This window comes from Loigolactobacillus backii, assembly GCF_003946275.1.
Classification (GTDB): domain Bacteria; phylum Bacillota; class Bacilli; order Lactobacillales; family Lactobacillaceae; genus Loigolactobacillus; species Loigolactobacillus backii.
The window spans coordinates 1-24,455 of the sequence record NZ_RHNQ01000013.1; the positions used below are offsets into that span (position 1 = coordinate 1).

Here is a 24,455-nt window from a genome sequence, read left to right on the forward strand (position 1 = left end):
AGCTAAATGGTTAAATTAATTAAAATATGCCCTGTGATACCAAGGGATCAGTCTGTCTTCATACTTTCAAGTTTCAGTTTAAATTCATTATTTTGTGCTGTAAAATCAATTTAATCATTATAAACTTATTTGTGGGAGATGATCTTATGAAAACTCTAACTTTACCCTTACCCCAGATAGGTGAACGAGTGGCCAGCGCGTACTTACAAGGGTATGTGCGTGAGCTAGATCCAAAAATAACCCAAACGGCGTACCCAGCTTTGATAATCGTTCCTGGTGGTTCATATACTCATATTCCTGAGGCACAAGCAGAAACCATGGCGCTGGCATTTGCTGCCCATGGCCTACAAGTCTTTTATTTACGATATCACTTTATAAAAGATACCGCACCAAAACCACTATTACCTCAACCAATTATTGATTTAGGAGCTGCAGTTTTGACTTTACGCCAGCACGCTAGCGAGTTTCGGATCAATCCTACACAGATTATTGCGGCTGGTTTCTCAGTAGGTGGCCATATTGTCAGCCTTTACGCTGATTATTGGCAATCAAAGTGGTTAACGCACGCACTCAATGTCCACCCAGAACAACTCAAATTAGCGGCGGCCATTCTTAGTTATCCGGTTATTCGTTTAGATGCTGGTTTCCCGGCCAGTCAGGAACAATTAACCAAAATAACCAATCAACCGGCAAAGTTTGCGGCAGATGAAGCAGTCACTAACGCTAATCCACCGACCTTTATCTGGCATACGATGGATGACCCAATGGTACCCGTTAGCAATAGTCTGCGTTATTTGACTGCACTTTATCAGCAAAAGATTCCTGTAGAGGCCCACTTTTTCCATCACGGTCCCCACGGCCTAGCACTTGCTAATCAACAAACAGCCTGGAAGGCCGACGCTAATCAACCACACGTCGCACACTGGGTTGATTTGGCGATTGAATGGTTAAATGAAACCTTAGCTTTAAATCTTTTCTAAAAAGGCCCACTTAATTGCTTAAAGCTACATTGACTTTAGCCACTAACTGGTCTAGTTAATCATCACCAACCAATCATTATAAATTCTTTATAAAATATACCACTAACTACGGTATAAGCCGTCTTTAAGTGAAGTGGTATAGCCTAATTACGTTATCTAGGATGCTAATTACTTGTTAAATTCTCATTTTACGGTATACTTAATATAGTGTTTAAGGTTACTTTCGTATTTCCGCCACGATTAGAAAGAGGGAAACGACCATGGCAGTACGCAACTATTTTCAACTCAGGCCAGCATTCAATGATGATGCTTCTGACTTTGTTCTCCATTTTATTGATATCCCACGACCAGATCTTAAAGCCTTTCCACGTGTCACTAAATTAGGTGACTGGATGGCTTACGGTGACACTGATTACCGTTTCTGGAGTCACATTAGTAAGGCTGATTTTACAGCAGTTATTGCTAAGGAGACCGGAATTGATCCCAGTCATTTCGAAGTTGTCGATGGTCAAGACTACGAAGATTACGCTTATTTTTAATTAAAATCATTAATTACTTGGGAGTGGGACAAAAGTCCGTTTCGGGTTTACTACATAACGTAAGCTAATCCAGTAACTATAGTACGGTTACTAGACTAGGCAGGAAAACCCAGACTTTTTGGCACACAATTCTAGAGTAATGCTCGGAAATAGCAGGAGGTTGACGCAAAAGCGTCAACCTCTTTTTGTAACTTCCAAGATTACGGTCGCAAAAATTGCCCCCTAATCTTTTTTTGTGTCGTTGCAGTATTAATCGCATCAAGAAACTGTTGCCCGTACTTGTCTAGCTTGCTTTGACCAATCCCCTTGACTTCTAACATTTCGGTTAAATTAGTTGGTAGCTCACCTGCTAGAGCATGAAGTGTCTTATCTGAAAAAATAACGAACGGGGGAACTTGTTGCTTTTCGGCTAACTCGCGCCGTAACTGACGTAATTTCTGAAATAGCTCATCATCCTCGGGTAAGGATTGCTGTGCTTTTACTGCTGTCTTACGTAACACTTGCTGCTTTCCACGTAACACTTGCTCGCCCGCTGCTGTCACCTGAACTAGTGGAAATTTTCCACCACTAACCCTCAGAAAACCCGCCGCCGTTAAAAAATCAATTAACCCAATCACTTTTTTCTGTGACTGCCGTTTTAATAATCCATAAGTAGAGAGTTCTTGAAAATGCTGCTGTCGAACACGCAACGTATTAGCACCAGTTAAAACTTGCGCAATTACTGCTTTACCGAAACGCTCGTGCATTCGAATCACACAGGATAATACCTTTTGTGTATCAACAGTGATATCTTGCTCTTCTCGTTTATCCAGGCAATTGCTGCAACGCCCGCACGGCTCGCCAGGCTCATCCCCAAAATAACGTAAAATAAACTGTTGTAAGCAGGTCTGCGTATTGGCGTACTGCGCCATTTCCTGTAGCTTGCGGTACTCCTTTTGTTTATGTTCATCGTCCATTTCTGACTGATCAATGAAAAAATGCTGGATTTGTGTGTCCTGCGCTCTAAAGATTAGAATTGCCTCACTGGGTAGGCCATCACGCCCGGCCCGGCCAGCCTCTTGATAATAAGCCTCTAAACTTCCTGGTACCTGGGCGTGAATCACAAAGCGGACGTTACTTTTATCTATCCCCATGCCAAAAGCGTTAGTTGCCACCATTACCTGAACGCGATCATACAAAAAGTCCTCTTGGTTCTGGCGCCGTTCTTGCTCTGATAAGCCTCCATGATACTGCGTTGCTTTAATTTTATGCTGTTGTAGTAAGTGGACCAAGCGTTGCACCTCTTTACGGGTACTCGCATAAATAATTCCGGACTGATCATGATTCAACTTCAAATAGTCTAACAAAAAACGATCACGGTCTTGATTCTTAATCACCTGGAAGGCCAGATTATCCCGAGCAAAACCAGTTCGAATAACATTTTCGGTCGGAATTTCTAAACGCCGACAAATATCGTCTGCGACTTGGATGGTGGCGGTGGCCGTCAAGGCTATAATCGGTGGCTGACTTGGTAGTTGCGCCAAACTAGTCGTTAAGTTTAAGTAACTAGGGCGAAAATCGTGGCCCCACTGCGAAATACAGTGGGCCTCATCAACTGCAATTAATGAAATATTAAGTTGACCAAGTTCGGCCAAAAAAGAGCTTGAATCTAACCGTTCTGGTGCTAAGTAGAGCAGCTTGACCTCACCACTAGCAGCCAACCGCAAATGCTCATTAATTTCGGCATAATCCAAAGTACTATTAATAAAAGTCGCTGGAATATCATTTTCGTGTAAGGCATCCACTTGGTCCTTCATTAGCGAAATCAGTGGCGAGATTACTAAAGTGATACCCGGCAGCAATAAGGCCGGTATTTGGTAGCACAGTGATTTACCACCACCAGTCGGCATTAACGCTAAGCTATTTTCACCAGCAAGTACCTTATCAATTGCTGTCTTTTGCCCGCGGCGAAAATGATCATAACCAAATTTTGTTTTCAAAAGGGTCGCTGCTGTTAGTTGCATATTTCGCTCACTTTCCGTTTTTACTGATCCCTCTATTTTAAGCGGCAATCATTTAAGTTTCAACTACCAATGCCACTACTTAGAAACTCCGCCAAATTTCATTTAACATCCGCCGAATTAGTTATAAATGGTAGCTTGTACTAATTAGCCAGGTCGTGTTTGGAAATACCTTTACTAGTTAATGCATTCCTAACTTTAACACCAATTTAAATAACCCCACCAAAAATACCCCACCATTAACTATTTTCGAATCGTTGGCCTAATTTGGTTTCACTAGCAGTTAACAGATTTTCTGGAACAATATCGTATTTCGCACTAATGATCAACACTTGATCTAAAATATCTGCTAATTCTTCTTGGAGATTTGCGCGTTTTTGGGCATCCGATCCCGGTTTTTCCCCAGGATGATCGCGACCAATTTCTAACGCCCGAATCGCCCGGGAAAGTTCCCCCACTTCTTCAGTTAGAAAATTCAACCGAATAAACGGTGAATACTGGTACCAATTGCGCTGCTTATAAAAAGTAACCAACCATTGTTGATGTTCTTGTAAAGTCATATTAAGCCCCTTAGTTTCTATTAGTTTTGTAGGACAAGTATAAACTATCGCTAAAATAATTCGGACGATATTCAAAAAATAGTTCTTAATTTAAATTCTATTCTTCTTTCTGAAATTTATTGCTGTAAAATTAAAGCGTTAGTTTAGATATAACCTAAAAATCAGCCAGATATAACCTGTTATTTCACTATAGGTAGACAATCCTAGTGCATCATAGCTATTAAAAATAATGTTTATGCTGCTTGGCCACTGAATTGCACTTGCTCAGATTTAGTTAGGTTTCATTCCGGAGCTGGCGTATGGAACGCGTGGCGCGTTGACAAGCTAATTTTCTTTCCGATTAAACCCATTCGGAAAAGAAAATGGATCTTGTCAATCACGCAAGGTACTAAATGACCACAATTCAGTCATCAAGTACCTTCGACACGGCTGATACACCAGCGCCTCCATTTCACCTTGGCAGTGGTTGCCATTAGACACAAATAGCGTTTGAACGTTCTATTGCTGCTGATGGAGTGGAGGGGCGCAAGGGCCAGCTGTGTCGATGATTATTAATGGCGGTCTTGGCGAGATCCACTTTTACTCCAGCTTTGCTTTTATCTAGTAAAAGTTAGCTCGCCAACCCGCCACTGTCGCTCATTCTTAACAACTAATTTTAGCAAATATTAATTACTAGAACATATTCACTAAACAGAACTTGTTTCCCGTTGTCGATTGGATTAAGCCGAAGCCCGGCAAGTCCAAGTCGCACGCGTTCCGTCCTCGCGCACCGGAATGGAATCTAATCTGTTCTGGCTTGTTCAAGTTAGGTTTTGGCGTTCTGAAAACTAGCTAATAGTTTTAAATATGGTCGCTACACGCCACTAGGAGAGTGTTTAAAAAATTACTCAACTTCCCATGTTTATTCACAAGCTTAAACCTCTTTTTTTCAACACACCTTAATCAAATTAGAAATGAAAGTTGGTTTTAAAATGAAAAAAATTGCCGTTTACTGTGGCGCCTCCTCTGGTAATAATAAAATTTATCAGGATGCCGCTCGCAAATTAGGTCGCTGGCTAGTACGTGAAAACCTTGAATTAGTTTATGGCGGTGGCGGCGTCGGTTTAATGGGTACACTGGCAAGCGAAGTCCTACATAATGGTGGTAAAGTACACGGCGTTATGCCTCAGGAATTAGTCGATCGGGGTGCCGCCTTCAGTGAACTCTCTGATCTAGAAGTTGTGGCCAATATGTCCATTCGAAAACAGGAAATGTTAACGATGGCGGATGGCTGTATTGCTTTACCAGGTGGCCCTGGAACTTTAGAAGAAATTGTAGAAGCATTCTCGTGGGCAAGAATTGGCAATAACGATAATCCCTGCGTTTTTTACAATATTAATGGCTACTATAATCCGTTGAAGGCTATGTTCGATGAAATGGTGCAGGATGATTTTCTTACCCAAATTGACCGGGAAAAGCTGCTATTCTCTGATTCATTAAAAGAGATTTTGGCCTTCATGACCGCTTATATTCCGCCTAAGGTTCGTCATTATCAAAATTGATTTTCCGGTGCCACTACCAACTCGGTAAACCTGGGATTCATGTACTTATTACTTCGTACAATGGCTATCAAAAAATTTCTTGCCAAATTTTCTAAAGTATCCTATAGTGTAATAGAAAGCTAATACACTATTAAGGAGGGCCACATGAAATTCAACGATAAGGTACCGATTTATTACCAAATCAAACAGTACGTTTATCAAGAAATTATTCTAGGACATCTCAAGGCCGGGCAGAAGCTGCCAGCAATTCGGCAATTGGCGGTAACGTTAACGGTTAACGTCAACACAATCCAACGAGCACTGAGTGAGTTAACGACGGAAGGGATCATTATCACCCAACGTGGTAAGGGTAATTTTGTGACTAGCGATACCCAACTACTGCAAGCGCTAAAAAAACGCATAGTTACGGAACAATTTAGTGAATTATATGATAAAATGCTTGCCCTCAAAATCACTCCTGCAGAAATGGTGCAATATTTAAAAAACTACATTGACCAACGAAAGGAAGTACAACATGACTGAAGTTCTACAAATTAAAAATCTAACTTATAAATTAAATCTAGTTAGCATTCTTGACGATCTCACCTGTACTATACCGGCAGGCAGCATTGTTGGTTTATTGGGCGCAAATGGTGCCGGCAAAACAACGTTAATGCGTTTGATTAGTGGTGTTGCCAAAGGTTTCCATGGCGAAATCAACGTTAATCAACAAACCAGTGTCGTTAATCGGAAGCAACAGATCAGCTTTAGTCATCAATTAGACGGTAGCGATCGGCGAGCTCGTTTGGCACAAATTGTTCATGATTACACGCTACTTTACCCTGATTTCTCGGCGACGCAATTTCAACAATTGGCAGATTTTCTTGAGCTTGATTTGCACCAGCGCCTCAGTAAATTATCTAAGGGTAACCGCAACAAATTTATCGTTGCATTAACTTTGGCACGTCAAGTCCCCCTTTATTTGTTGGATGAACCATTTGATGGGATTGACGTCATGAGCCGCAAAAAGATTATTGCCAGTATTCTAAAATGGAAATCAGAAACGGCCACAATTCTCATCAGCGATCATCACGTTAACGATATCGCTAATTTATTGGACGCAGTGGTTATTGTCAAGGATAAGCACGTCGTTGCTCAAGAACAGGCTGACACAATTCGTGAAAAATACGGCGAAAGTATCGAGGACTATTACGAAAATCTTTATACTGGAGGCGAGAATGATGACTAAAATATTGGCATTAACGACAAACTTATTTCGCAAAAAGAGTAATAGTGTACACGCCATTGTTGGCTTGCAGCTACTGGCATTAGTGATCACCTTGATCAACATGCTATGGAAGCACACTTTTGATCGGATAGACCCAATTGGATTAACGCTTTCTTATGGTTTTCTTGCCGGTCTAATTTTATTTATATTATTGGCACGCCGAACCGAACACGTTTGGACCAGCAGTTCAGCGCGGTTATTACCCATCACCGACACCAAATTATACTTAGCTAATCTGGGTTCAACGTTACTCAGCTTCATTTACTTTCTAGTGCTGGAACTGATAATCGGCGGGATCTGCAGTATCGGTGCTTTATCAGATATCCACGCTTCTTTCCAGCAAATTTTGCCTTATACCGCTACTAGTCTAACGACCATTCTGGCACTGACTTTATACGGTTGGGCGTTCATTAGTTTAGTTCATTTGTTGGGGGTAACCATTAGCACTTGGTTACCAGAAATGCGCTCCAAATTTATTTATTTCGTGTTATACGTTGTAGTTGGGATTCTTCTTTTGAAGATTTTATCTACGATGGGCAATTTGCTAGGGAAATTTGTTACCCCGCTCTTCACGGGCCAATATAATGCAACCATTAATCCTGGCCTACTGAGTTTTAGTGGGATACTTTTCTTAATAACAATCGTCTTCTCACTCCTTAACATCTACCTGTTAAAGAATTGGGTAGAAACCAAACAAAACGCCTAATTATAAAAATAGTCACGATTATAATTGAAAGGTCCACTGCATATCAGACTTAATTGCCTGATACGCAGTGGACCTTTCTTACGTTTAAATCTAGCATATTTGAAAAAGCGTCCAGATTTTACTCCGCAATTGGGGATTATTACTCTAGAACGTGCGCCAAAAGCCTGGGTTCCCGTGCCTAACTACAGCCAATTCAAAATAGACTTTTGTCCCACTCCCAGCTTGCTACCTTTTAAACTCAACTATGCTTGAAAAGAATCAAATCATTTGATTTTTAGGATCAAGTACTAGTGATTCAGACAGCAATATTTCACTGTAAATTTCATAAACGTAATCTGAACTAACCATGTGCCTTTTTGCCAAAGTGTACAAATATTGCCGTTCAGCATCAAAAGCATGCATCAAGGCACGGCGTTCCTCAACGCTTTGTAATCCAGTTAACATTGCCTTATTCGAGGTTACCGCACGCCATTGTCGATAAAAGGATTTAAGCGTGTTTTTCTGCGTTTGATCACGCAAATCGTAAATGACACTGGCACTGACCTCTGCCGTCAACGTCATTGATTTCACTTGATTGATACCAACAATAACCATTTCGTGACGTAACCTTTGCAATTGATCAGCACGATTCTGCTCGTCCGCATCAATTGGTAAAATAAATTTAAAGACAATTGTTGGCACTAACATGCTTAAAATAATAACAACAGTTTCCACAATAATAATGAAATGAAAAGTTGAACGTGCAATGTCGCCACCAATCGAAAAAGTCATCGCCAAGATAACGGTCCCATGAACACCACCAAGCGCAAACAGACTCGCAGTTAGACGCCGTTTATCACCAATAAAGAAACGCGCGTAAACATAACGACAGCCCAGTAACAAAACGTAGACGACAATCCCTACTGCAAGCCACTTTAACGAACTGATCATTATATTATAGCGACTGAAAAAGATTCGCTCCAAACTGATTCCCAGGACCACAAAAACAAAGCTATTTAGTACTTCATTCGCAAAATTAATCATTTGAAGTCCTAAATGCATTTGCCGCGGCGAGGAAAAACGACTACGATTGGCCTCGCTATTATGGACCAATCCGGCCGAAACAACGGCAATGATGCCCGAAACACCTAATTTTTCGGCCAAAAAATAAATACAAAACGGCGTTAAAATATAAATTAAGGTTTGTGACGAAATAACATTATTGGTTGAACGAACAAAATATTGGCGAAAGGCCATAAACGCAAAGGCCAAAATTGAACCAACAACAATTCCCCCAATTGCCGAAACCAAAAAGGCAGTCACGTTACCCCACAAGGATAAATGACCGGTACTTAACCATAAAGTTGCTGCTTGAAGTAGAATAATACCAGTAGCGTCATTAAATAAAGATTCCATTTTCAAATTATTCTTTAATGGTTGCGATATTTTACGACCCTCAACTACCGAATCAAAGGCCGTCGCATCAGTTGGTGTACTAATGGCCACAATAATTAACGCCACCGGAATAATTAGATTAAACGTTTTATGAATGACTATTGCCACTAAAACTGCCGACAGGACAGCCAAAATAACCGCCGTTCCCACAATACTTTTAACTTTTTTACGCACTGTTAACAATGGTGTCGTTTGTCCTTCAAAAAATAATAGCGGTGCTAAAATTAAAATCATGAAGACATTATCATTAAACCCTAAAACCAAGTGATTAGTCATTGGCATTAAGCCCACTAGTACGCCAACAGCAAGGTTAATGTAGGTTCGCGAAATACCAGGAATATATTTAGCAATAATATTACTGGCGGCTACTGCCACCAAAATGACAAACGACGAGATTAAAAGCCCCATAGATCAAGCCTCCCTTAAAAAATGTTTGGAAAAGCGCCCAGGTTCCTGTGCTTGCCACGTTCACACTGAATTAGTCAGATACACACTATTAAAAGTGATTTTTAAACACGAATTTGTTAATAAATCTTCCATAGTTATTATACTAACTATTATTAGCATGTGACGCAATGGACATCTGGGCCGCCAATTAGAAGTATTTTAGAATTGTTTTTTGAAATTTCCAGTTTAAAATAGTAGCAATAATTTCACTGTTTACCTCAATTGACAACCGATAAATAAAGTCTAAAGTAGGTAAAGTTATATTTTTTCGAAAAATTTTTTGAAGGACGTCTGGCTATGAATTTTTTACGCAGTACCTTTTCATCATTAAGTGAGAAAAATTTTCGTTACTTCTGGATTGGTCAGTGTATCTCCGTTATGGGAACTTGGGTACAACGGACCGCGCAGACCTGGCTAGTCTACCAAATGACCAAATCTGCCTTCAAGGTTGGTCTTCTATCAGCCTTTCAGTTCATCCCCATTCTGGCGCTAACGCTAGTAGCGGGAACTTTAATCGACCGTTTCCCCAAACGTACAATTTTGCTCGTCACTCAATTTGGTTTTCTAATTTTAGGTGCCATCATGACTACCTTGGTTTACCTTAAAATTGTTCAATACTGGGAAATTTTATTGATCGCGTTAGGCTACGGAATTCTACAAAGTTTTGATACCCCAACCCGACAGTCATTTGTGGTTGAATTAGTGGGCCAGAAAAACCTAATGAACGGTATTTCGCTAAACTCAACCATCTTTAACCTGGCAAAAATTGCCGGACCATCGTTGGCGGGTCTGCTCATGGTTCAATTCAGTGTTAGTTTTTGCTTCTTAGTTGACACGATCAGTTACGTTGCCGTTTTATTTGGTTTATTTTTAATTCAACAAAAGAATGTCGTTGCTTCACACTCCCACGAACGCATTTGGAGTGATGTCAAAGACGGATTATCTTATGTTTGGCGTCATAGTGCGGTCCGACTAAGTGCGGAGTTGATGTTGGTTGTTTGTACACTGAACTATAATAATAACGTCATCATTCCCATTTTTGCGAAGACGGTACTCCATTCCGGTGCACAAACTTACGCCAATCTACTATCGGCAACCGGAATTGGTTCGTTAATTGCCGCATTTTTAATGAGTTACCTTTCCCGCTTTGGCCTGCAACGTAACATCTACTTGTACGTCGGCGTTGGTACGGCCGCTTTGCAGGCCGCAATGATCTTCGTACACACGTATTGGATGGCAATGCTGATGATGGTATTAATCGGCTTTTGTAATATGATTTTCTTAAATCAATCTAATGCTTCGTTCCAATTCTCAATTCCAAATGAATTACGCGGCCGGATTATGAGCGTTTACGTTCTACTTAATCAAGGGACAACCCCGGTGGGCAGTCTATTTGTTGGTGGCATTATGGATGTTAGCTCAGGTTTCTGGGGCTTTCCTGCCTGTGGCTTTCTAGCGTTGCTGCTACTGGCACCAGTCCTAATCAAAAATAGACCACTTGTGACTAAGTGGTTGCACCCTAAAACTGAAAATTAAGGGGAAATAATCCAAGGGACTATGTTTGGAAAATACCTTAACTAGTTTCTCCTCTGGCCACTTTTGTGTAAACGTGTTTGAAAGGCAGCTTTCTACAGTGACTGAGACGAATTGAAGCGCCAAGGAGCACAGTTATAAAGTCCATAACTGTGCTCCTCGGCGCTTTTCTAAACACTCTCTAGAACGTGCGCCCTTTACTCTACAACTAAAAATGATCACTAAGTTGTTTTTCATTTTTGACGTATGCTCTTGCCTGTTTAATGATTTGTTCGGCCTCCGGAGAATTATAAATATTAAGTTTATAGTCAATTTCCCCCAGGCTTTCAGTTAATTGCTTTTGTTTGACCAAAACTTTATTGCGTTGTTCTGAAAGCAACTTGGCCCTTTTATCAATTGTGGCCGGTCCCGCCATCAATACTGCCGAATATCACTAATCTTCATATCTGTATTTTTTAGGCAGCAAATCGTATGGATAATGCTAAGATCCGAGTCCGTAAAGGTGCGGTAACCAGCCGTATTTCGCATAACAAACGGTAACAAACCTTGCTTATCATAAAACCTCAACGTATAAATCGATAAACCTACCTTCTGTGCGACCTCTTTAATTGTATAAGTCATATGCCAACTCTTTCCTAAACTTTTAATGATTTATTCTTGCCCTAGAGTATTGTCGATAGTTTACTGTGATCATTATGAACAAATAACAACAATTAAGCAATCATGTGGAGGCAATTATGAATAATAACGTCTTAGTAACTGGTGGTAATGGTTTTTTAAGCATGCAACTTATTCTGCAACTTTTAAAACAGGGCTACAATGTACGGGCGACTTTACGTACTTTAGAAAAGAAGGCAACGATTGTCACTACACTCAAAGCCAATAACGGTATTAATCTTGATAAGTTAAGTTTTGTGAAGGCCGACTTAACAAATGATGTTGGTTGGGAAGAGGCAATGCACAACGTGACCTACGTTTTAAGTGTCGCTTCACCCATGTTTTCGGCTAGTTCAAAGAATAAAAATGGTGCGACGGAAGGTATTTTACGAATTCTTAAACAGGCCCAAACTTCTCACGTCAAACGTGTTGTTATGACTGCCAATTTTGGCGCTATTGGTTTCAGCAATAAAAATAAACAGTCATTAACCACCGAGGAAGATTGGACAAATCCAAATGAAAAAGGCCTGTCCGCCTACGAAAAATCAAAATTACTTGCTGAAAAGGCGGCCTGGCAATACCTCAAAGCTGCAAACAGTAAGCTTGAATTTACAACCGTTAATCCCGTGGCTATTTTAGGCTCAGCACTCAACGAGCACGTTTCTGACAGCTTTGGTTTGATCAAAGGCCTAATCGATGGTTCGCTTAAAAGAATCCCTAACATTCCCTTAGATGTTGTTGATGTCCGGGATGTTGTTGATCTGCACATTCGGGCAATGATCACTCCTCAGGCTAACGGACAACGATTCATTGCTAGTGAAGATGGTCAAATTTCACTACCCGAAATTGGTGCCCTAATCAGACAAAAACGGCCGCAACTTGCCAATCAAATTTCCACAAAAGTGCTGCCCAATTGGATAATTCGAACTGGTGCATTAGTCAGTAAGCAAGCACAAGAAGGCAAGTTGCTCCTGGATATCAACCGCAACGTTAGTAATCAAAAAGCTAAACAAATATTGGGCTGGCAACCACTAAGTAATAATAAAACTGCTGTTTTGGCCACAGTTGATACCTTATTAAAATACGACCTTTTGCATTGATTTGAGGATCGTCAACTCTGGATCTAAAAAAATAATCAAACATAAAATTTACACAAAAAGGAGCCAAATGAGTTAGTTTTTGTCTAACTCATTTGGCTCCTTTTTCACGCTTAATTAGATATACTTTTACAACAAAATTTTAAACCATTCCCCATAAGCCTAACGATTAGTCTATTGACCAGCAATTTCGTGAACAAATTTACGGTAAACCGCCGCGGCTGCATTGCCGGGACTATCGGGAAACATATATTTAGGTGCTTCTCGGGCTGAAACCCATTTTGCAGAAGCTAACTCCCTAGATAACTTCAAATCCTGATTAGTCGTCCGACTAATAAAACCATGCATCAAGGCTTCACTTTTTCCAAACCAATAAGTCCCCGCATATTCAATGTTGCTCAAAGTGATGCCCAGTTCCTCATCAACTTCCCGTTTTGCACTTGTTTCGGCGGACTCGCCTGGCTGCATGTAGCCAGAAATCAACGAAGCATATTGATGTGATAAATAAGGCATCTTTGCCAAAACAATCTCGTTAAGTTCATTTGCAACTAGAACAATCACGCAATCCGAAAAGGTCGGAAACCAGTAACGCTCACAGTTTGGACAAAATGGCGTTAACCCATCATCGCCGGCCGTTTTCTTAGTTAATTTTGTACCGCAAGTGGGACAATATTTATATACCATAATCTATGGGCTTCCTTATTAAATGAGTAAATTACCGAATAATTTTAGTAATGGCCGCATTGACGGCATCTTTCTCTGCTTCAATTAAGTCAACGCGACTTTCAATCATTTTGGTATCCATCGTGATTTCTCGGGTCAACCCAGGCGTGTTCAGCTTAGGTTCAAAGAAGGCCTTGAATTCGGCCAAGCGTTCTGGTGTCCGGAAGATACTAGCAATAACGGTGATGTACGTGGTGAATTCCATATCACCGCCGACAGTCTCTTCTAACCACTGCCAGTCACGGCGAATCCAATTCCAAGCGGCCTGTTCACCCTCATTAGTAGCCAAAACACCACGGAACCAAGCGCGCAAATCCTGGGGCTTAATCGTGTCTGCATCTTCAAACTTCTCAATTAACCGTCCAATTAACGTCGCATCTGGTGTACTTGTTAAGGCCGCACACAAATCAGACTTATAGCTCCCATCGGCGGTTTGTCGGTACGCCGCCAACAATTGATCAAACAATTCGGCGCTACCGAAATTCTTAACTTCATTTTTCAAAATGAAAACCCGCGTCGCAGCCGGTAAAGTTGCAAGGTGATCCTTATTAACTGTGAATAAATCATGTGCCGTTTTAACTGCATTTTTATTTTGTGCATATAACGCCGCGTTTAAAACAACTGGCCGCGTTAGCTGATCATCATTTACTTCACTAGCCTTAGGTGTCCACCCCAAACGGGTAACTTGCGCACTACTTAATTGGTTAAAGAAAGCTTGCAGATCCTTTTCTTCAGCAGAATTAGGCGTTACGAATTTCTTCAAATTACTTGCAACTTGGTATAAGGCAGCACTGACGACGTTTGAATGACTGTCTGCAAACCGGGCCAACAGCGGCACGATATCAGCGTATGCTATTTGGCGCCCTTCCGCTAATAAACGAAGGTCCTGCAGTACTTGCAACTGGGAAATAGCGTCCAACGTCGTAATGTTGTTCAAAATATCCGCCAATAATGTACGATCGTATTTAACGATGAAGTGTGAATTATTACCCAAATTTAAGCGGAACGGCTTGCCATTAGCCGCCCGTAATTGTGCGTAGTCCCCAAGCGTTAAAGCCTTTTCAGCCATTATTGCCGGTGCAGCAGCATAATTACTGTTCAACGGGATTTGCCACTTTCGACCAACTTCCTGACCTTTGCCACTGAAAAATTGTTGTTGAGTTAAAGTCAATTTATCAGCAACAATCGCCGCGGTCACCACGGGATAGCCTGGTTGTTCCAACCATGACTTCATAATAGTGCCTAAATCCATCTTAGATGCTGCTCCTAAAGCAGACCATAGATCGGCGCCAGTTGCGTTGTTATACTTATGAGTTCCAAGGTAATCTTTTAATCCGGCACGTAGCGCATCATCACCAATTAAGGCCCGTACCATGACCAACATTCGTGCTCCTTTTGCGTAAACAATTGCACTATCAAATAACGCATCAATTTCTGCTGGATTCTCAACTTGAACGTGCACTGACTGCACACCATCAATAGCATCTCGTTGCAAAGCGGCCGAGGCCTCTGATGTCTGGAACATCTCCCAAATATGCCAATCTGGTTCAAGCGCATCAATGGCAACGTATTCCATCATATTAGCAAAACTTTCGTTTAACCATAGATCATCCCACCATTTCATCGTGACCAAATCACCAAACCATTGGTGAGCCAACTCGTGGGCAATTACCGTTGCAATAAGTTGTTTCATATCTAGTGCCGTGTTTTCAGGATCAAGTAATAGATACGCCTCGCGGTAAGTTACTAAGCCCCAATTTTCCATCGCTCCGGCCGAAAAGTCTGGTAAAGCCAATTGCCAAGAGTGTGGTAACGGATATGGCGTTTGATAGAAATCTTCATAAAATTCAATCGAACGTTTAGCAATATCCAACGCAAAATCTAATTCATTGGCTTGATGTGCCTTGGTCGCAAAAACACCAACTTGCACACCACTTTTAGTAGTTGTTTGTTTACTTTGCAACTCACCAAAGGCAAAAGCAATCAGGTACGTTGACATTCGCACCGTTGTATCAAAATAGTGAATCCCATTTTCATTCCGAACTTCTGGCATATTGCTAATGATTGTTTCACCAGGGTGTTCATCGAATTTGATGGCTAAAGCAAAGGTTGCCTTAGCTTCCGGTTCATCAATACACGGAAAAGCTTGCCGGGCAAAATTAGTTTCAAACTGGGTCCCGATAATTTGTTTCTTTACCCCGTTTAATTCGTAATAGGACGGATAAATGCCCATCATAGAATCCGTTAACGCCGCCTTATAAGTGATTGTTAACGTCACATCACCTGTATTTGCCAGCTCAATTCGAACGGCATCAACCTTGGCATCAATCGTAAAAGGTCTGTTTTGCCCGTCTACTTGCACGGACTCGATCGTTAAATTTTTTTGGTGTACAGCAATTGTTTGCGCTTTGGCGTCACCGGTGATCGTTGTCTTACCAGTATATTGTTTGCTTTCACGGTTAATATCCAAAAAAATATCATAGTGGCTCGGTTGAAACGTATTGTAAAAACGAGTTAATTCTGTCATAAATTTACCTCTCATCATCTTATTAATATGGTCATTATACGACTTTGAAGCATAAAAATGTTTTTCTACTGAAATTTTGGACGTATTTTAAATTGAAGTAATTCAACGCCTAATCAGCCACTTTCACAATAATTTTGCCGTGGGCCCGACCTTTTTCTGAATAATCTAGTGCTGACTGCGTTTTCGCCAGTGGAAATACTTGGTCGACCAGCGGTTTAATCTTACCCTGTTCAATTAAATTTGTCAGTTTGGCCAACTCTGCCCCATTGGCTTTCATAAACAAAAAATCATAGCGAACGTGATATTTTTGCTCCCACCAAGTTAAGTTTAACGTCGCCAGGCCGAAAAGTACTGCTTTCCGCCAACTGCGGTGTGTTTGGCGGGCAAAGCGGGCATTGGGTAATCCACTAACTGAAACAATCCGACCACCTGATTTTAAAATACGAAAGGCCTTCTTTAAATTGGTGTGACCTAAAGTATCGAAAACCAGATCATAGCCATGTAATACTTGGCTGAAATCTTGCTGATGATAATTAATCACCTTATCCGCGCCAAATCGTTTCACTAACACTGTGCTGGTGGGACTGGCCGTGGTAGCAACGTAAGCGCCTAAACTTTTGGCCAATTGGATGGCAATTGAGCCTACACCCCCAGCACCGGCCTGAATCAGAACCTTTTGGCCTGCCTGGATGTGGGCAATATCTACCAATGCCTGATAGCTGGTCAAACCAACCAACGGTAAACCTGCCGCCTCAATGAATGATAAATTCTGTGGTTTTAGCGCAATGTCACCAGTATCCACTGCTAAATATTCGGCAAATGTTCCAATTCGCGAATCCCGTGGCCGACCATAAACCTCATCCCCAACTTTAAACTGTTTGACCTGGCCACCCACTTTAACAATTACACCAGCAAATTCATGGCCTAACGTCAAAGGCATTTGGTGTTTAGCCAGCAACTTAACTTCTCCGTTTCGCGTTTTAAAATCGATTGGATTTATCCCGGCGGCCTTAACTGCCACCAAAACATCGGTTGGTTCAATTGCCGGTACCGGAACTGATACCAACTGCACTGGTACTTGGCCGTATGTTTTAATCTGCATGGCCTGCATCATTTTATTCATTTATTTCCTCCTGGGCTAATTGCTGAATCACGGCAGTGGTACTTTGCAAAACAGCAAAATTAGCACTGGGATTTACTGCGTAATAGTGTTTGGTCCCCACCTTACGTAAGGTCACTAACCCAGCCACTTTTAATATTTTTAAATGGTGCGAAATTGCAGGCCGTGATAAATGAGTTTCTGCTGTTAAAGTGCCAACTCGAGTTCCTGTACACCCCACTTGTAACAACGCCACAATAATTAATTGGCGATTCTCATCCCCTAAAGCCAACAACATAGCCTGTGATTGCAGAAAGCCCTGTTTAATTCTTTCTAACGCCATTTCTTTATTCATCAATAATTCGCCATCCCTAAATCTATTGGTTTAATCGTTTGAATGTTATGTTGTTAGTCTAACTGGTTAATACCAATAAAACCATATCCAGAAAGTAAATCGAGACGGATTAACTGAAGTATCCGTTATTCGGATCCATCTTCTTCAGATAATCATTGTTTCTCCACCTAACATGCAGTAAAGGCCAAAATTTAATCCGGCCCCAAATAATCTTAGATTAGGCCATTGTCGTTTCCGTCTATCAATAAAAAAATGACCTAGTAATATTTTCACTAGATCATTTTTTGGCCTTAGCATTAATTTGAAATTTATCGTTACATTTGTCTAAAAAAGCTTAGAGTTGGTTCTATCACTGCAAATTATTGGCTCAAATCATTAACAATACTGATCTATTCAACCCCTACACCAAATATAGGAAGATCTATTTGCCAGGTTAACAAATAAATCAAAGTGGTAAAAGTCACTGAAAATTTAAGCCAACAAACATTTCAGATTTTCAAGTCTTAATCATATTCAGAAAATAATTCATTCTATGAATCACATATTCAAAATAGTCATAAGCCTAAAAAATTAAGTCGAAAAGATTGCCCTTTCTCAGTCTCGTTTTTAATTTTAAACTTCACTAACCGTAACCAACGACTTGATGGCCGTTCGCTGATCCATTGCCTCATAGGCATCCTGAATATGATCGAGGTCAAACCGTTTAGTAAACACCTTGCCTGGATTAATTTTGCCACTTAACACAGCATCCAGTAACACGTTCTTATCATAAGTAGTTACCGAGGCAATACCCCCGCGTAATCCAATATTTCGCCAGAAAAGATCATTGGTATTCATTTCAGCCTTTTGTGGAACTCCTACCCGGCCAACAATAGCTCCCGGGCGACCAACTTTAACTGCTGTCGCAACTGATTGTTCTGTTCCGACACATTCAAGGACGGCATCAGCACCACCATCCGTCAATTTCATAACCTTTTCAACCGCTTCAGCGCCACGTTCCGGGACAATATCGGTTGCACCAAACTCACGAGCAAGCTTTTGCCGATCTTCATGCCGACTCATTGCAATAATACGCTTAGCACCACGTAACTTGGCGGCAATCACGCCACATAGGCCAACCGCGCCATCGCCCATAACAACGACTGTATCACCTTTTTTAACTTCGGCACTTGCAGCTGCATGATAACCAGTTGCCATAACATCGGCCAAGGTTAACAGTGAGTTTAACATCGCATCGGAATAAGATTTAGGATCACCAGGAACTTTGACTAAGGCCCAATTTGCGTTAACAAAACGTAGGTACTCCCCTTGATAGCCAGAATTTCCACCTGCCTCTTGGTTCATACAGTCGCCATCAAAACCAGCCAAGCACGCAGCACAATGACCACAGCCATGCGTAAATGGTGCGATCACAAAATCACCAACTTTAATGTCAGTCACTTCGGCACCAACTTCTTCAACAACACCAATTGCTTCATGACCGACTAACGAATTCGGATCACGTTTTGCAATTCCACGATACCACCATAAATCAGAGCCACAGACACACGCTCTAACAATACGAATAACGGCGTCAGTTGCCTTTTCAATTTTGGGCTTTTCGACTTCTTGAACTGCCATTTTGCCAGGTTCAATAAATACTGCTGCTTTCAAAGAAACATCTCCTAAACTTATTTTATCTACCAAGGTTATTTTAAACCTTGAAGTACACTTCATAGCAAGTGCTTTATTTTTGTTTTATTAAATAACATATTTGAATAACGCGCTACTGGCTCCCATTAATTAATGGCGTATTTGTTTTTATCTGAGATATTAAGTAATAAAATCAGCACAAATAAAATTAATACGGCCGCAAATATATAATGCATGCCACCCACAATGATATTTTCCATCGTTATAATCGAATTAGAACTGACGTTATTCTTTTGTGTGGAACTAATAAACTTGTTTACCTGCACAAGATTCACATTTTGATGTGTCATTAATGATTGATTAATTGACAAATTAAAAATTAGACCAAACACGCCCGTCATAATTGTTTGACCCAAAGTTCTTCCCAAAGTTAACATTGAAGAGGCCGTCCCAATGTTATTATCAGGTACTACTCTTTGCGAAATTAAGGTATTCATAGTAATTATAATTCCCAGGCCAGCTCCGGTAACGCCAGCAACAATGTAAAATAGCGGCATTGGGAATTTAACACCTGCAATTACTAAAGGCACATAAAACAGTAACTGAATTAAAATAATGGGACCTGTAATTCGTTTTGGCGCAAATCGCCTAACCAATGCACCGACAAAAAATGAACTAATTAACCATAAAACTGGACTAGGTGTTACCGCAAGTCCAGCCACCGAAGCAGACACTTTATAAATTGATTGTAACCATATCGGAAAATAGGTTTGAAAACCTATTTGAATGCCACTTAGTAAAAGTGCAGTTGCTATTTGAATTGTAAATAATTGGTTTTTAAATAAAGTTAACGGAATAATGGGATCTTGGGCATTTTTTTCTGCTCTGCAAAACAAATAAAGAAAGGCCAAAAAGAAGGCCGCCATGGCGCCAATAACTGATAACTTCACCCGTTGATTCCCTAATATCTGAAATAATAATAGCAAAAAAACTAATGATCCTGATAAACTAAAAATCCCTTTAAAATCAATCGGCCTTTTTTCACTTTTACGCGGTTGCTCTTTAAACCCAAATATAACTAAAATCAGGACAACTACACCTAATGGTACATTAATAAAGAAAATCCAGTGCCAGTTTAACTGATCAACAATAAACCCACCGATTAATGGGCCTAGCAACGCAGAAATTCCCCATGCTGTATTATTTAATGCTAACATTGTCGACCGCTTTTCATAAGTAAACAAATCGGCAATTATCGTAAATGTGATTGGCATAATTGCGCCAGAACCAATACCTTGGACTGCTCTAAACAAAATCAATTCATAAATATTGGTCGAAATCCCACATAAAAAAGAGCCAACGGAAAAAACAATTAGTCCGCTAATAAAAATTTGTTTTCTACCACTACGATCTGCTAATTTACCATAAATTGGTGTCCTCACGGCTGTGGTAAGAAGATACATCGCAAACACCCAACTTTGTAGCGATAATCCATTCAATTTGCTAATAATTGTGGGTAATGCTGTAGTAACAATAGTTGTTTCAACCGATGTCATAAATGTTGCTACAAAAATGGCAGTCATGATCATTAATAGTTTTGAATCCTGATTTACTTTCAAATCTTTCTCCTTCTTTTTTGTTCGATAGTCATAGAACTAATAGCTAAAAATAAACTGGCTTTTAAAGCGAACTTAAAAAGCCAGGTAAGTATTCCTTGAATGTATTTAAATTAAGTGACAGAAATTTACTTTGTGCCTCTTGTCTCGTGTTTGTTAAACCAACTGATCTTAAAACCTTGAAGTGGTAAGAAACGGTTGATTTACTCACTTCAAGTTTTTTGCCAACCTCCCCGCATGTCATCTCGCTACCACTTTGATACAAAATTCTAATCATTTGAAGTCGATTTGCATCCGATAATACTTTAAATATTTCAGCCATTTTTAAATCTCTTTGTTCTATTGTCATAAACATATGATATTACTTATTCTTGTTTTATTCAAATACATTTCACGTGTTTAAATAATTATTGGTTAGTGATTTATAGAGAACCAAAAATTGTTGGGGGAGCGTTTGATAAACATCATTCTGAATTACAATGACAAATTTGACCAACGCAGTCATAAAAAATTAAGTTACTTTAAAAAAAGAATGATTTTTATAATTACACATAAAATTTGGCGTTTCTTACCTGCTTTATTGATTCATATTATTTGCAGATAGCGTATTAATCTAAAATGGACACTACGTTATTTACCTCCTTAACTGAAAGTAAACACGCAATGTCCATTTTTAGTGGTAAGCATCGCCTAATTTTCGAAAATATTTTTCTCGAAATACTTTATAGTTTAAACAATTTTTCGGCCGTTCCGTGGGCAAATTGCTCACGTTCCTGGTCACTGAGGTCGGCCTGAGTGATGAATTGGCCAACTTTGTCTTTGCGATTAATGTACGGATAATCCTCCGAATACATTAAATGATCGGCGCCCATCTCAGTAAGTACTAATTTCAGTTGTGGATCAGTAAACATACCCGATGGCGTCACGTAGACGTTACGCTTGTAGTAGTACTCAAATGAGTGTGGTAGATCTAAACCAGAGAAAGGTAAAAACTCACTTAGTCGTTCCATGAACATTGGCACAAACTCGCCCCAATGACCAGAAGCTAATTTAAGATTGGGGTATTTTTCCAGTAAACCGGAAATGATTAAACGCACCATTTGAACACCTTGTTCCATGTGCCAGCCCCAAGCAGCACCGCCCATAAATGTGGCAAGTGCGGGTGAGTATGCTTTACTGTCGTATAAAATTGCCTTTTGTTCGTCCTTAATGACACCGGGATGCAAATACAATGGCACATCTAATTTAGCAGCCATAGCAAAAATTGGTTCAAATTTCGGATCGTCCAAAAACTGACCGTCCACCGTGCCACTAATTATTGCGCCTTTCAGGCCAAGTGTTTTAACGGCCCTTTCAAGTTCTTTAGCCGCGGCATCAGGCACGTTAACTGGTAAGGCGGCTAAACCGGCTAAACGATCCGAATGTGCTGCTACCGCTTCCGCCAACGTATCATTTTGCGCGCGACAGGCATCCACTGTAAGTTCATCAGGTAATACTTGTGGTGAATTACCGGCGTCAGAAATCACTTGCATATCGATACCATACTTATCCATATATTCAATCCGTTTGTCGAAATTAGTTAAAACTGCGCTTAACTTCTCTTGCTGCGGATTATTATTTTTCACTTTTGAATAGGCGTTAAACTGCTTAATATTGGCTGGTGTATCAAAATGCTCTTCGACTGTAATTATTTTCAAAATGTTAGCTCCTCTAATTTATTTACTAAAAACACAAAGGCATAGCTTAACGATCGTCCCGCTTATCTGGTATCCGACTCATACTGCGCAAGGCATTAACAAAATTTTGCCGATCAGAACTATTTTTTTGTGCTGTAACGATCTTAGTTAACGCAACTTCCTCAGCATCAAGAATCTGAAGAATTTGTGGATAGATTGCTTTTCCTTTAGCAGTTAAAGCAAGTTGATAGGCTCGCTTATCCTGTGAATTCTGACGTCGTTCAATCAAACCTTGATCAATAAGTTGTTTAACTGCCCGCGTGACATTGCTAGGATCAATAAACTCTGTTGCCCCCAGAGCCTTCTGCGTTAGTCCCGGATGATCATGGATCTTTAGAATATAAAAATACTGGCTGGTACTAAGTCCAATCCTGGCCAATTGCCGATCAAGCTGCCGACTAACTTGGCGGCCGGCAATTAGCAGCCATTTATGAATTGAATTTTCACGTGATTCTGACAAAGTTTCGCCTCCTTGCAGGTAAAATACATTATGTACCATAATACTTGCGTACGCAACTAATTAGTTGGCTTAAAAATAAACAAACCCAACCATTCAATTTGATCATAAAAACCGACGCTCAGTCGATCTAATTGTCCAACCATCATGGGCCAGCATAAGGTAAGGACTTTTTTATATTGATTTTGCGTGCTAAACTTAAACAAATTATTAGGGAGCGTGATGCAGCGTGTGTACAAGTCTAACTTACAAAAATGCCAATGATGATTGGTTTTTAGCACGAACAATGGATTTCGGATTTGAACTAGGTGGCCGGCCGGTGGCGATCCCCCGCCGGCATCATTTTACAAGCGATGCTTCTGCAGAAGGTTTTACTACTAACTACGGTTTTGTCGGTGCAGGCCGAAATCTAAACGGTTATATCCTCGTGGATGGCGTCAACGAAAAAGGAGTTGGTGCGGCGGCCTTATACTTCAACGAATCAGTTTATGCTGACCAGCCCCAAAATGGTGCAACTAACCTTGCTTCTCACGAAGTCCTTAACTGGATTTTGGGTAATGTAGCCAGCATTCCCGATTTAAAGAAGAAATTTGAAAAAGTTAACATTATGGCTGTGCCCAATAGTCTCTTAAAAATTGTTGTCCCCCTTCACTGGATCGTTGCCGATAACACTGGGGCTAGCGTTGTCATTGAGCAACAAGCGGATGGGGTAAAAATTATCGATAATCCAGTCGGTGTAATGGCCAATTCGCCGGAATTCGATTGGCATTTAAAAAATTTAAACAACTACGTTCAATTAAACCCTGCATTACACAGTGCTAAATCCTACGGTACGCTCGTTGCCAACGGCTTTGGCGCCGGAACAGGTGCACTTGGTCTACCTGGTGATTATACGTCCGTTTCACGTTTTATTCGGACTGCATTTACCCGACAACATACTGAGGTTGCAAAGGATACAGACGCAGCTATCAATACTTTGACCCACATTTTGAATAACGTTGAGATTCCAAAGGGACTTAAGATTCAGGCAGATGGCGACTTTGATTATACACAGTACCGTGGTTATATGAATTTGGCGACACCAACATTTTACATGCAACCTTACGCCGACCAAACAATTACAAAGGTTAAACTGACAGAAGAACTTTTGAACAGTAAGGCGCCTGTAGAATTTAAATTACAAACACACCAACAATTCAATGAAGTGAATTAGTGTTTAAAAACACTTTAGAGTCTATTTCACCATTGAAAATCATTACCGACTTTATTGCCACGATCAATTTTAGGTGAACCAAAGTCCAGATAGTGGCTGAAACAGTTATTTCCCTATTCACGGCCTATTGCTAAATTAATTTTTATTCAAATTAATTTTTATTCAAATTGATTGCTTATATCTCAATCTTAATTAACTCCAGTAACCATTAGTCTTCCAAATAACCTAATAATTAATAAAAGGTTCTCCCAGCCAGAAGTGTAACCACACTTTTGTTTGCGAGAACCTTTATTTTAGCGATTATTTAAAATTCATTTTCAATTGCCATTTGAAGAT

General features: G+C 40.4%; 21 protein-coding genes and 1 pseudogene. 9 read left to right on the forward strand and 13 right to left on the reverse strand.

The window, feature by feature from the left end:
* The first annotated feature begins 146 nt into the window (after positions 1-146).
* Together EKM61_RS03740 and EKM61_RS03745 are read left to right on the forward strand one after the other, a co-directional pair.
* Complete coding sequence (locus EKM61_RS03740; protein ID WP_068225498.1) at positions 147-980, forward strand: alpha/beta hydrolase; 834 nt, start codon at positions 147-149, stop codon at positions 978-980.
* 260 nt (positions 981-1,240) lie between these two features.
* Positions 1,241-1,519, forward strand: coding sequence for a hypothetical protein (locus EKM61_RS03745; protein ID WP_068225499.1), 279 nt, complete (start codon positions 1,241-1,243; stop codon positions 1,517-1,519).
* 200 nt (positions 1,520-1,719) lie between these two features.
* Here EKM61_RS03745 and recQ read toward each other — a convergent pair whose 3' ends face one another.
* Together recQ and EKM61_RS03755 are read right to left on the reverse strand one after the other, a co-directional pair.
* Positions 1,720-3,522 (reverse strand): DNA helicase RecQ, encoded by a 1,803-nt coding sequence (gene recQ, locus EKM61_RS03750; RefSeq protein WP_068225500.1) that lies wholly within the window; start codon positions 3,520-3,522, stop codon positions 1,720-1,722.
* A gap of 236 nt (positions 3,523-3,758) precedes the next feature.
* On the reverse strand, positions 3,759-4,079 hold the full coding sequence (locus EKM61_RS03755; protein WP_068225501.1) for a MazG nucleotide pyrophosphohydrolase domain-containing protein: 321 nt from the start codon (positions 4,077-4,079) through the stop codon (positions 3,759-3,761).
* 971 nt (positions 4,080-5,050) lie between these two features.
* On the opposite strand from EKM61_RS03755, the gene EKM61_RS03760 reads away from it, so the two are divergent.
* The 4 genes from EKM61_RS03760 (at position 5,051) to EKM61_RS03775 (ending at position 7,593) form a co-directional block, all read left to right on the forward strand.
* Complete coding sequence (locus EKM61_RS03760) at positions 5,051-5,620, forward strand: LOG family protein (protein ID WP_068225502.1); 570 nt, start codon at positions 5,051-5,053, stop codon at positions 5,618-5,620.
* A gap of 144 nt (positions 5,621-5,764) precedes the next feature.
* Positions 5,765-6,142, forward strand: coding sequence for a GntR family transcriptional regulator (locus EKM61_RS03765; protein WP_068225503.1), 378 nt, complete (start codon positions 5,765-5,767; stop codon positions 6,140-6,142).
* Positions 6,135-6,848 (forward strand): ABC transporter ATP-binding protein, encoded by a 714-nt coding sequence (locus EKM61_RS03770; protein WP_068225504.1) that lies wholly within the window; start codon positions 6,135-6,137, stop codon positions 6,846-6,848. Before EKM61_RS03765 ends, EKM61_RS03770 begins: the two co-directional genes overlap by 8 nt.
* Positions 6,838-7,593, forward strand: coding sequence for an ABC transporter permease (locus EKM61_RS03775; RefSeq protein ID WP_225359737.1), 756 nt, complete (start codon positions 6,838-6,840; stop codon positions 7,591-7,593). Before EKM61_RS03770 ends, EKM61_RS03775 begins: the two co-directional genes overlap by 11 nt.
* Positions 7,594-7,851: 258 nt before the next feature.
* Here EKM61_RS03775 and EKM61_RS03780 read toward each other — a convergent pair whose 3' ends face one another.
* Positions 7,852-9,435, reverse strand: a complete 1,584-nt coding sequence (locus tag EKM61_RS03780) for a cation:proton antiporter (RefSeq protein WP_068225506.1) — start codon at positions 9,433-9,435, stop codon at positions 7,852-7,854.
* Positions 9,436-9,771: 336 nt separating this feature from the next.
* Between EKM61_RS03780 and EKM61_RS03785 the strand changes: the two genes are divergently transcribed.
* Positions 9,772-11,010, forward strand: a complete 1,239-nt coding sequence (locus tag EKM61_RS03785; protein ID WP_068225507.1) for an MFS transporter — start codon at positions 9,772-9,774, stop codon at positions 11,008-11,010.
* 205 nt (positions 11,011-11,215) lie between these two features.
* Here EKM61_RS03785 and EKM61_RS03790 read toward each other — a convergent pair.
* Positions 11,216-11,628 (reverse strand): annotated as a pseudogene (locus tag EKM61_RS03790) (MerR family transcriptional regulator).
* Between the two features lie 116 nt (positions 11,629-11,744).
* Between EKM61_RS03790 and EKM61_RS03795 the strand changes: the two are divergent.
* Positions 11,745-12,764, forward strand: a complete 1,020-nt coding sequence (locus tag EKM61_RS03795) for an NAD-dependent epimerase/dehydratase family protein (RefSeq protein ID WP_068225508.1) — start codon at positions 11,745-11,747, stop codon at positions 12,762-12,764.
* Positions 12,765-12,935: 171 nt separating this feature from the next.
* Here EKM61_RS03795 and EKM61_RS03800 read toward each other — a convergent pair whose 3' ends face one another.
* From EKM61_RS03800 to EKM61_RS03840, 9 genes are all read right to left on the reverse strand, one after another.
* Entirely contained in the window at positions 12,936-13,445 is a 510-nt protein-coding gene (locus tag EKM61_RS03800; protein ID WP_068225509.1) for an NUDIX domain-containing protein, read from the reverse strand.
* A 31-nt stretch (positions 13,446-13,476) separates the two neighbouring features.
* Entirely contained in the window at positions 13,477-16,011 is a 2,535-nt protein-coding gene (locus EKM61_RS03805) for a M1 family metallopeptidase (RefSeq protein ID WP_068225510.1), read from the reverse strand.
* 109 nt (positions 16,012-16,120) lie between these two features.
* Positions 16,121-17,125 carry an NADP-dependent oxidoreductase gene (locus EKM61_RS03810; RefSeq protein WP_206602492.1) on the reverse strand — a complete coding sequence of 335 codons (1,005 nt, stop codon included), beginning with the start codon at positions 17,123-17,125 and terminating at the stop codon, positions 16,121-16,123.
* A 1-nt stretch (position 17,126) separates the two neighbouring features.
* Complete coding sequence (locus EKM61_RS03815) at positions 17,127-17,465, reverse strand: ArsR/SmtB family transcription factor (RefSeq protein WP_068225511.1); 339 nt, start codon at positions 17,463-17,465, stop codon at positions 17,127-17,129.
* 612 nt (positions 17,466-18,077) lie between these two features.
* On the reverse strand, positions 18,078-19,118 hold the full coding sequence (locus EKM61_RS03820; protein WP_068225512.1) for a zinc-dependent alcohol dehydrogenase family protein: 1,041 nt from the start codon (positions 19,116-19,118) through the stop codon (positions 18,078-18,080).
* Positions 19,119-19,243: 125 nt separating this feature from the next.
* The gene (locus EKM61_RS03825) at positions 19,244-20,686 is read right to left on the reverse strand and encodes an MFS transporter (RefSeq protein ID WP_068226253.1); all 1,443 of its coding nucleotides are present in this window, start codon (positions 20,684-20,686) and stop codon (positions 19,244-19,246) included.
* A gap of 91 nt (positions 20,687-20,777) precedes the next feature.
* On the reverse strand, positions 20,778-21,062 hold the full coding sequence (locus EKM61_RS03830) for an ArsR/SmtB family transcription factor (RefSeq protein ID WP_068226254.1): 285 nt from the start codon (positions 21,060-21,062) through the stop codon (positions 20,778-20,780).
* A 373-nt stretch (positions 21,063-21,435) separates the two neighbouring features.
* Positions 21,436-22,410 carry an amidohydrolase family protein gene (locus EKM61_RS03835; RefSeq protein ID WP_068225513.1) on the reverse strand — a complete coding sequence of 325 codons (975 nt, stop codon included), beginning with the start codon at positions 22,408-22,410 and terminating at the stop codon, positions 21,436-21,438.
* A 46-nt stretch (positions 22,411-22,456) separates the two neighbouring features.
* Complete coding sequence (locus EKM61_RS03840) at positions 22,457-22,909, reverse strand: MarR family winged helix-turn-helix transcriptional regulator (protein WP_068478781.1); 453 nt, start codon at positions 22,907-22,909, stop codon at positions 22,457-22,459.
* Positions 22,910-23,135: 226 nt separating this feature from the next.
* On the opposite strand from EKM61_RS03840, the gene EKM61_RS03845 reads away from it, so the two are divergent.
* Positions 23,136-24,119 (forward strand): choloylglycine hydrolase family protein, encoded by a 984-nt coding sequence (locus tag EKM61_RS03845; RefSeq protein ID WP_068225515.1) that lies wholly within the window; start codon positions 23,136-23,138, stop codon positions 24,117-24,119.
* Positions 24,120-24,455: the final 336 nt, after the last annotated feature.

Coding starts and splice junctions, on each gene's coding strand:
- EKM61_RS03740 (WP_068225498.1), top strand. CDS start 147: ATGAAAACTCTAACTTTACCCTTACCCCAGATAGGTGAACGAGTGGCC.
- EKM61_RS03745 (WP_068225499.1), top strand. CDS start 1,241: ATGGCAGTACGCAACTATTTTCAACTCAGGCCAGCATTCAATGATGAT.
- recQ (WP_068225500.1), bottom strand. CDS start 3,522: ATGCAACTAACAGCAGCGACCCTTTTGAAAACAAAATTTGGTTATGAT.
- EKM61_RS03755 (WP_068225501.1), bottom strand. CDS start 4,079: ATGACTTTACAAGAACATCAACAATGGTTGGTTACTTTTTATAAGCAG.
- EKM61_RS03760 (WP_068225502.1), top strand. CDS start 5,051: ATGAAAAAAATTGCCGTTTACTGTGGCGCCTCCTCTGGTAATAATAAA.
- EKM61_RS03765 (WP_068225503.1), top strand. CDS start 5,765: ATGAAATTCAACGATAAGGTACCGATTTATTACCAAATCAAACAGTAC.
- EKM61_RS03770 (WP_068225504.1), top strand. CDS start 6,135: ATGACTGAAGTTCTACAAATTAAAAATCTAACTTATAAATTAAATCTA.
- EKM61_RS03775 (WP_225359737.1), top strand. CDS start 6,838: ATGATGACTAAAATATTGGCATTAACGACAAACTTATTTCGCAAAAAG.
- EKM61_RS03780 (WP_068225506.1), bottom strand. CDS start 9,435: ATGGGGCTTTTAATCTCGTCGTTTGTCATTTTGGTGGCAGTAGCCGCC.
- EKM61_RS03785 (WP_068225507.1), top strand. CDS start 9,772: ATGAATTTTTTACGCAGTACCTTTTCATCATTAAGTGAGAAAAATTTT.
- EKM61_RS03795 (WP_068225508.1), top strand. CDS start 11,745: ATGAATAATAACGTCTTAGTAACTGGTGGTAATGGTTTTTTAAGCATG.
- EKM61_RS03800 (WP_068225509.1), bottom strand. CDS start 13,445: ATGGTATATAAATATTGTCCCACTTGCGGTACAAAATTAACTAAGAAA.
- EKM61_RS03805 (WP_068225510.1), bottom strand. CDS start 16,011: ATGACAGAATTAACTCGTTTTTACAATACGTTTCAACCGAGCCACTAT.
- EKM61_RS03810 (WP_206602492.1), bottom strand. CDS start 17,125: ATGATGCAGGCCATGCAGATTAAAACATACGGCCAAGTACCAGTGCAG.
- EKM61_RS03815 (WP_068225511.1), bottom strand. CDS start 17,465: ATGAATAAAGAAATGGCGTTAGAAAGAATTAAACAGGGCTTTCTGCAA.
- EKM61_RS03825 (WP_068226253.1), bottom strand. CDS start 20,686: ATGATCATGACTGCCATTTTTGTAGCAACATTTATGACATCGGTTGAA.
- EKM61_RS03830 (WP_068226254.1), bottom strand. CDS start 21,062: ATGACAATAGAACAAAGAGATTTAAAAATGGCTGAAATATTTAAAGTA.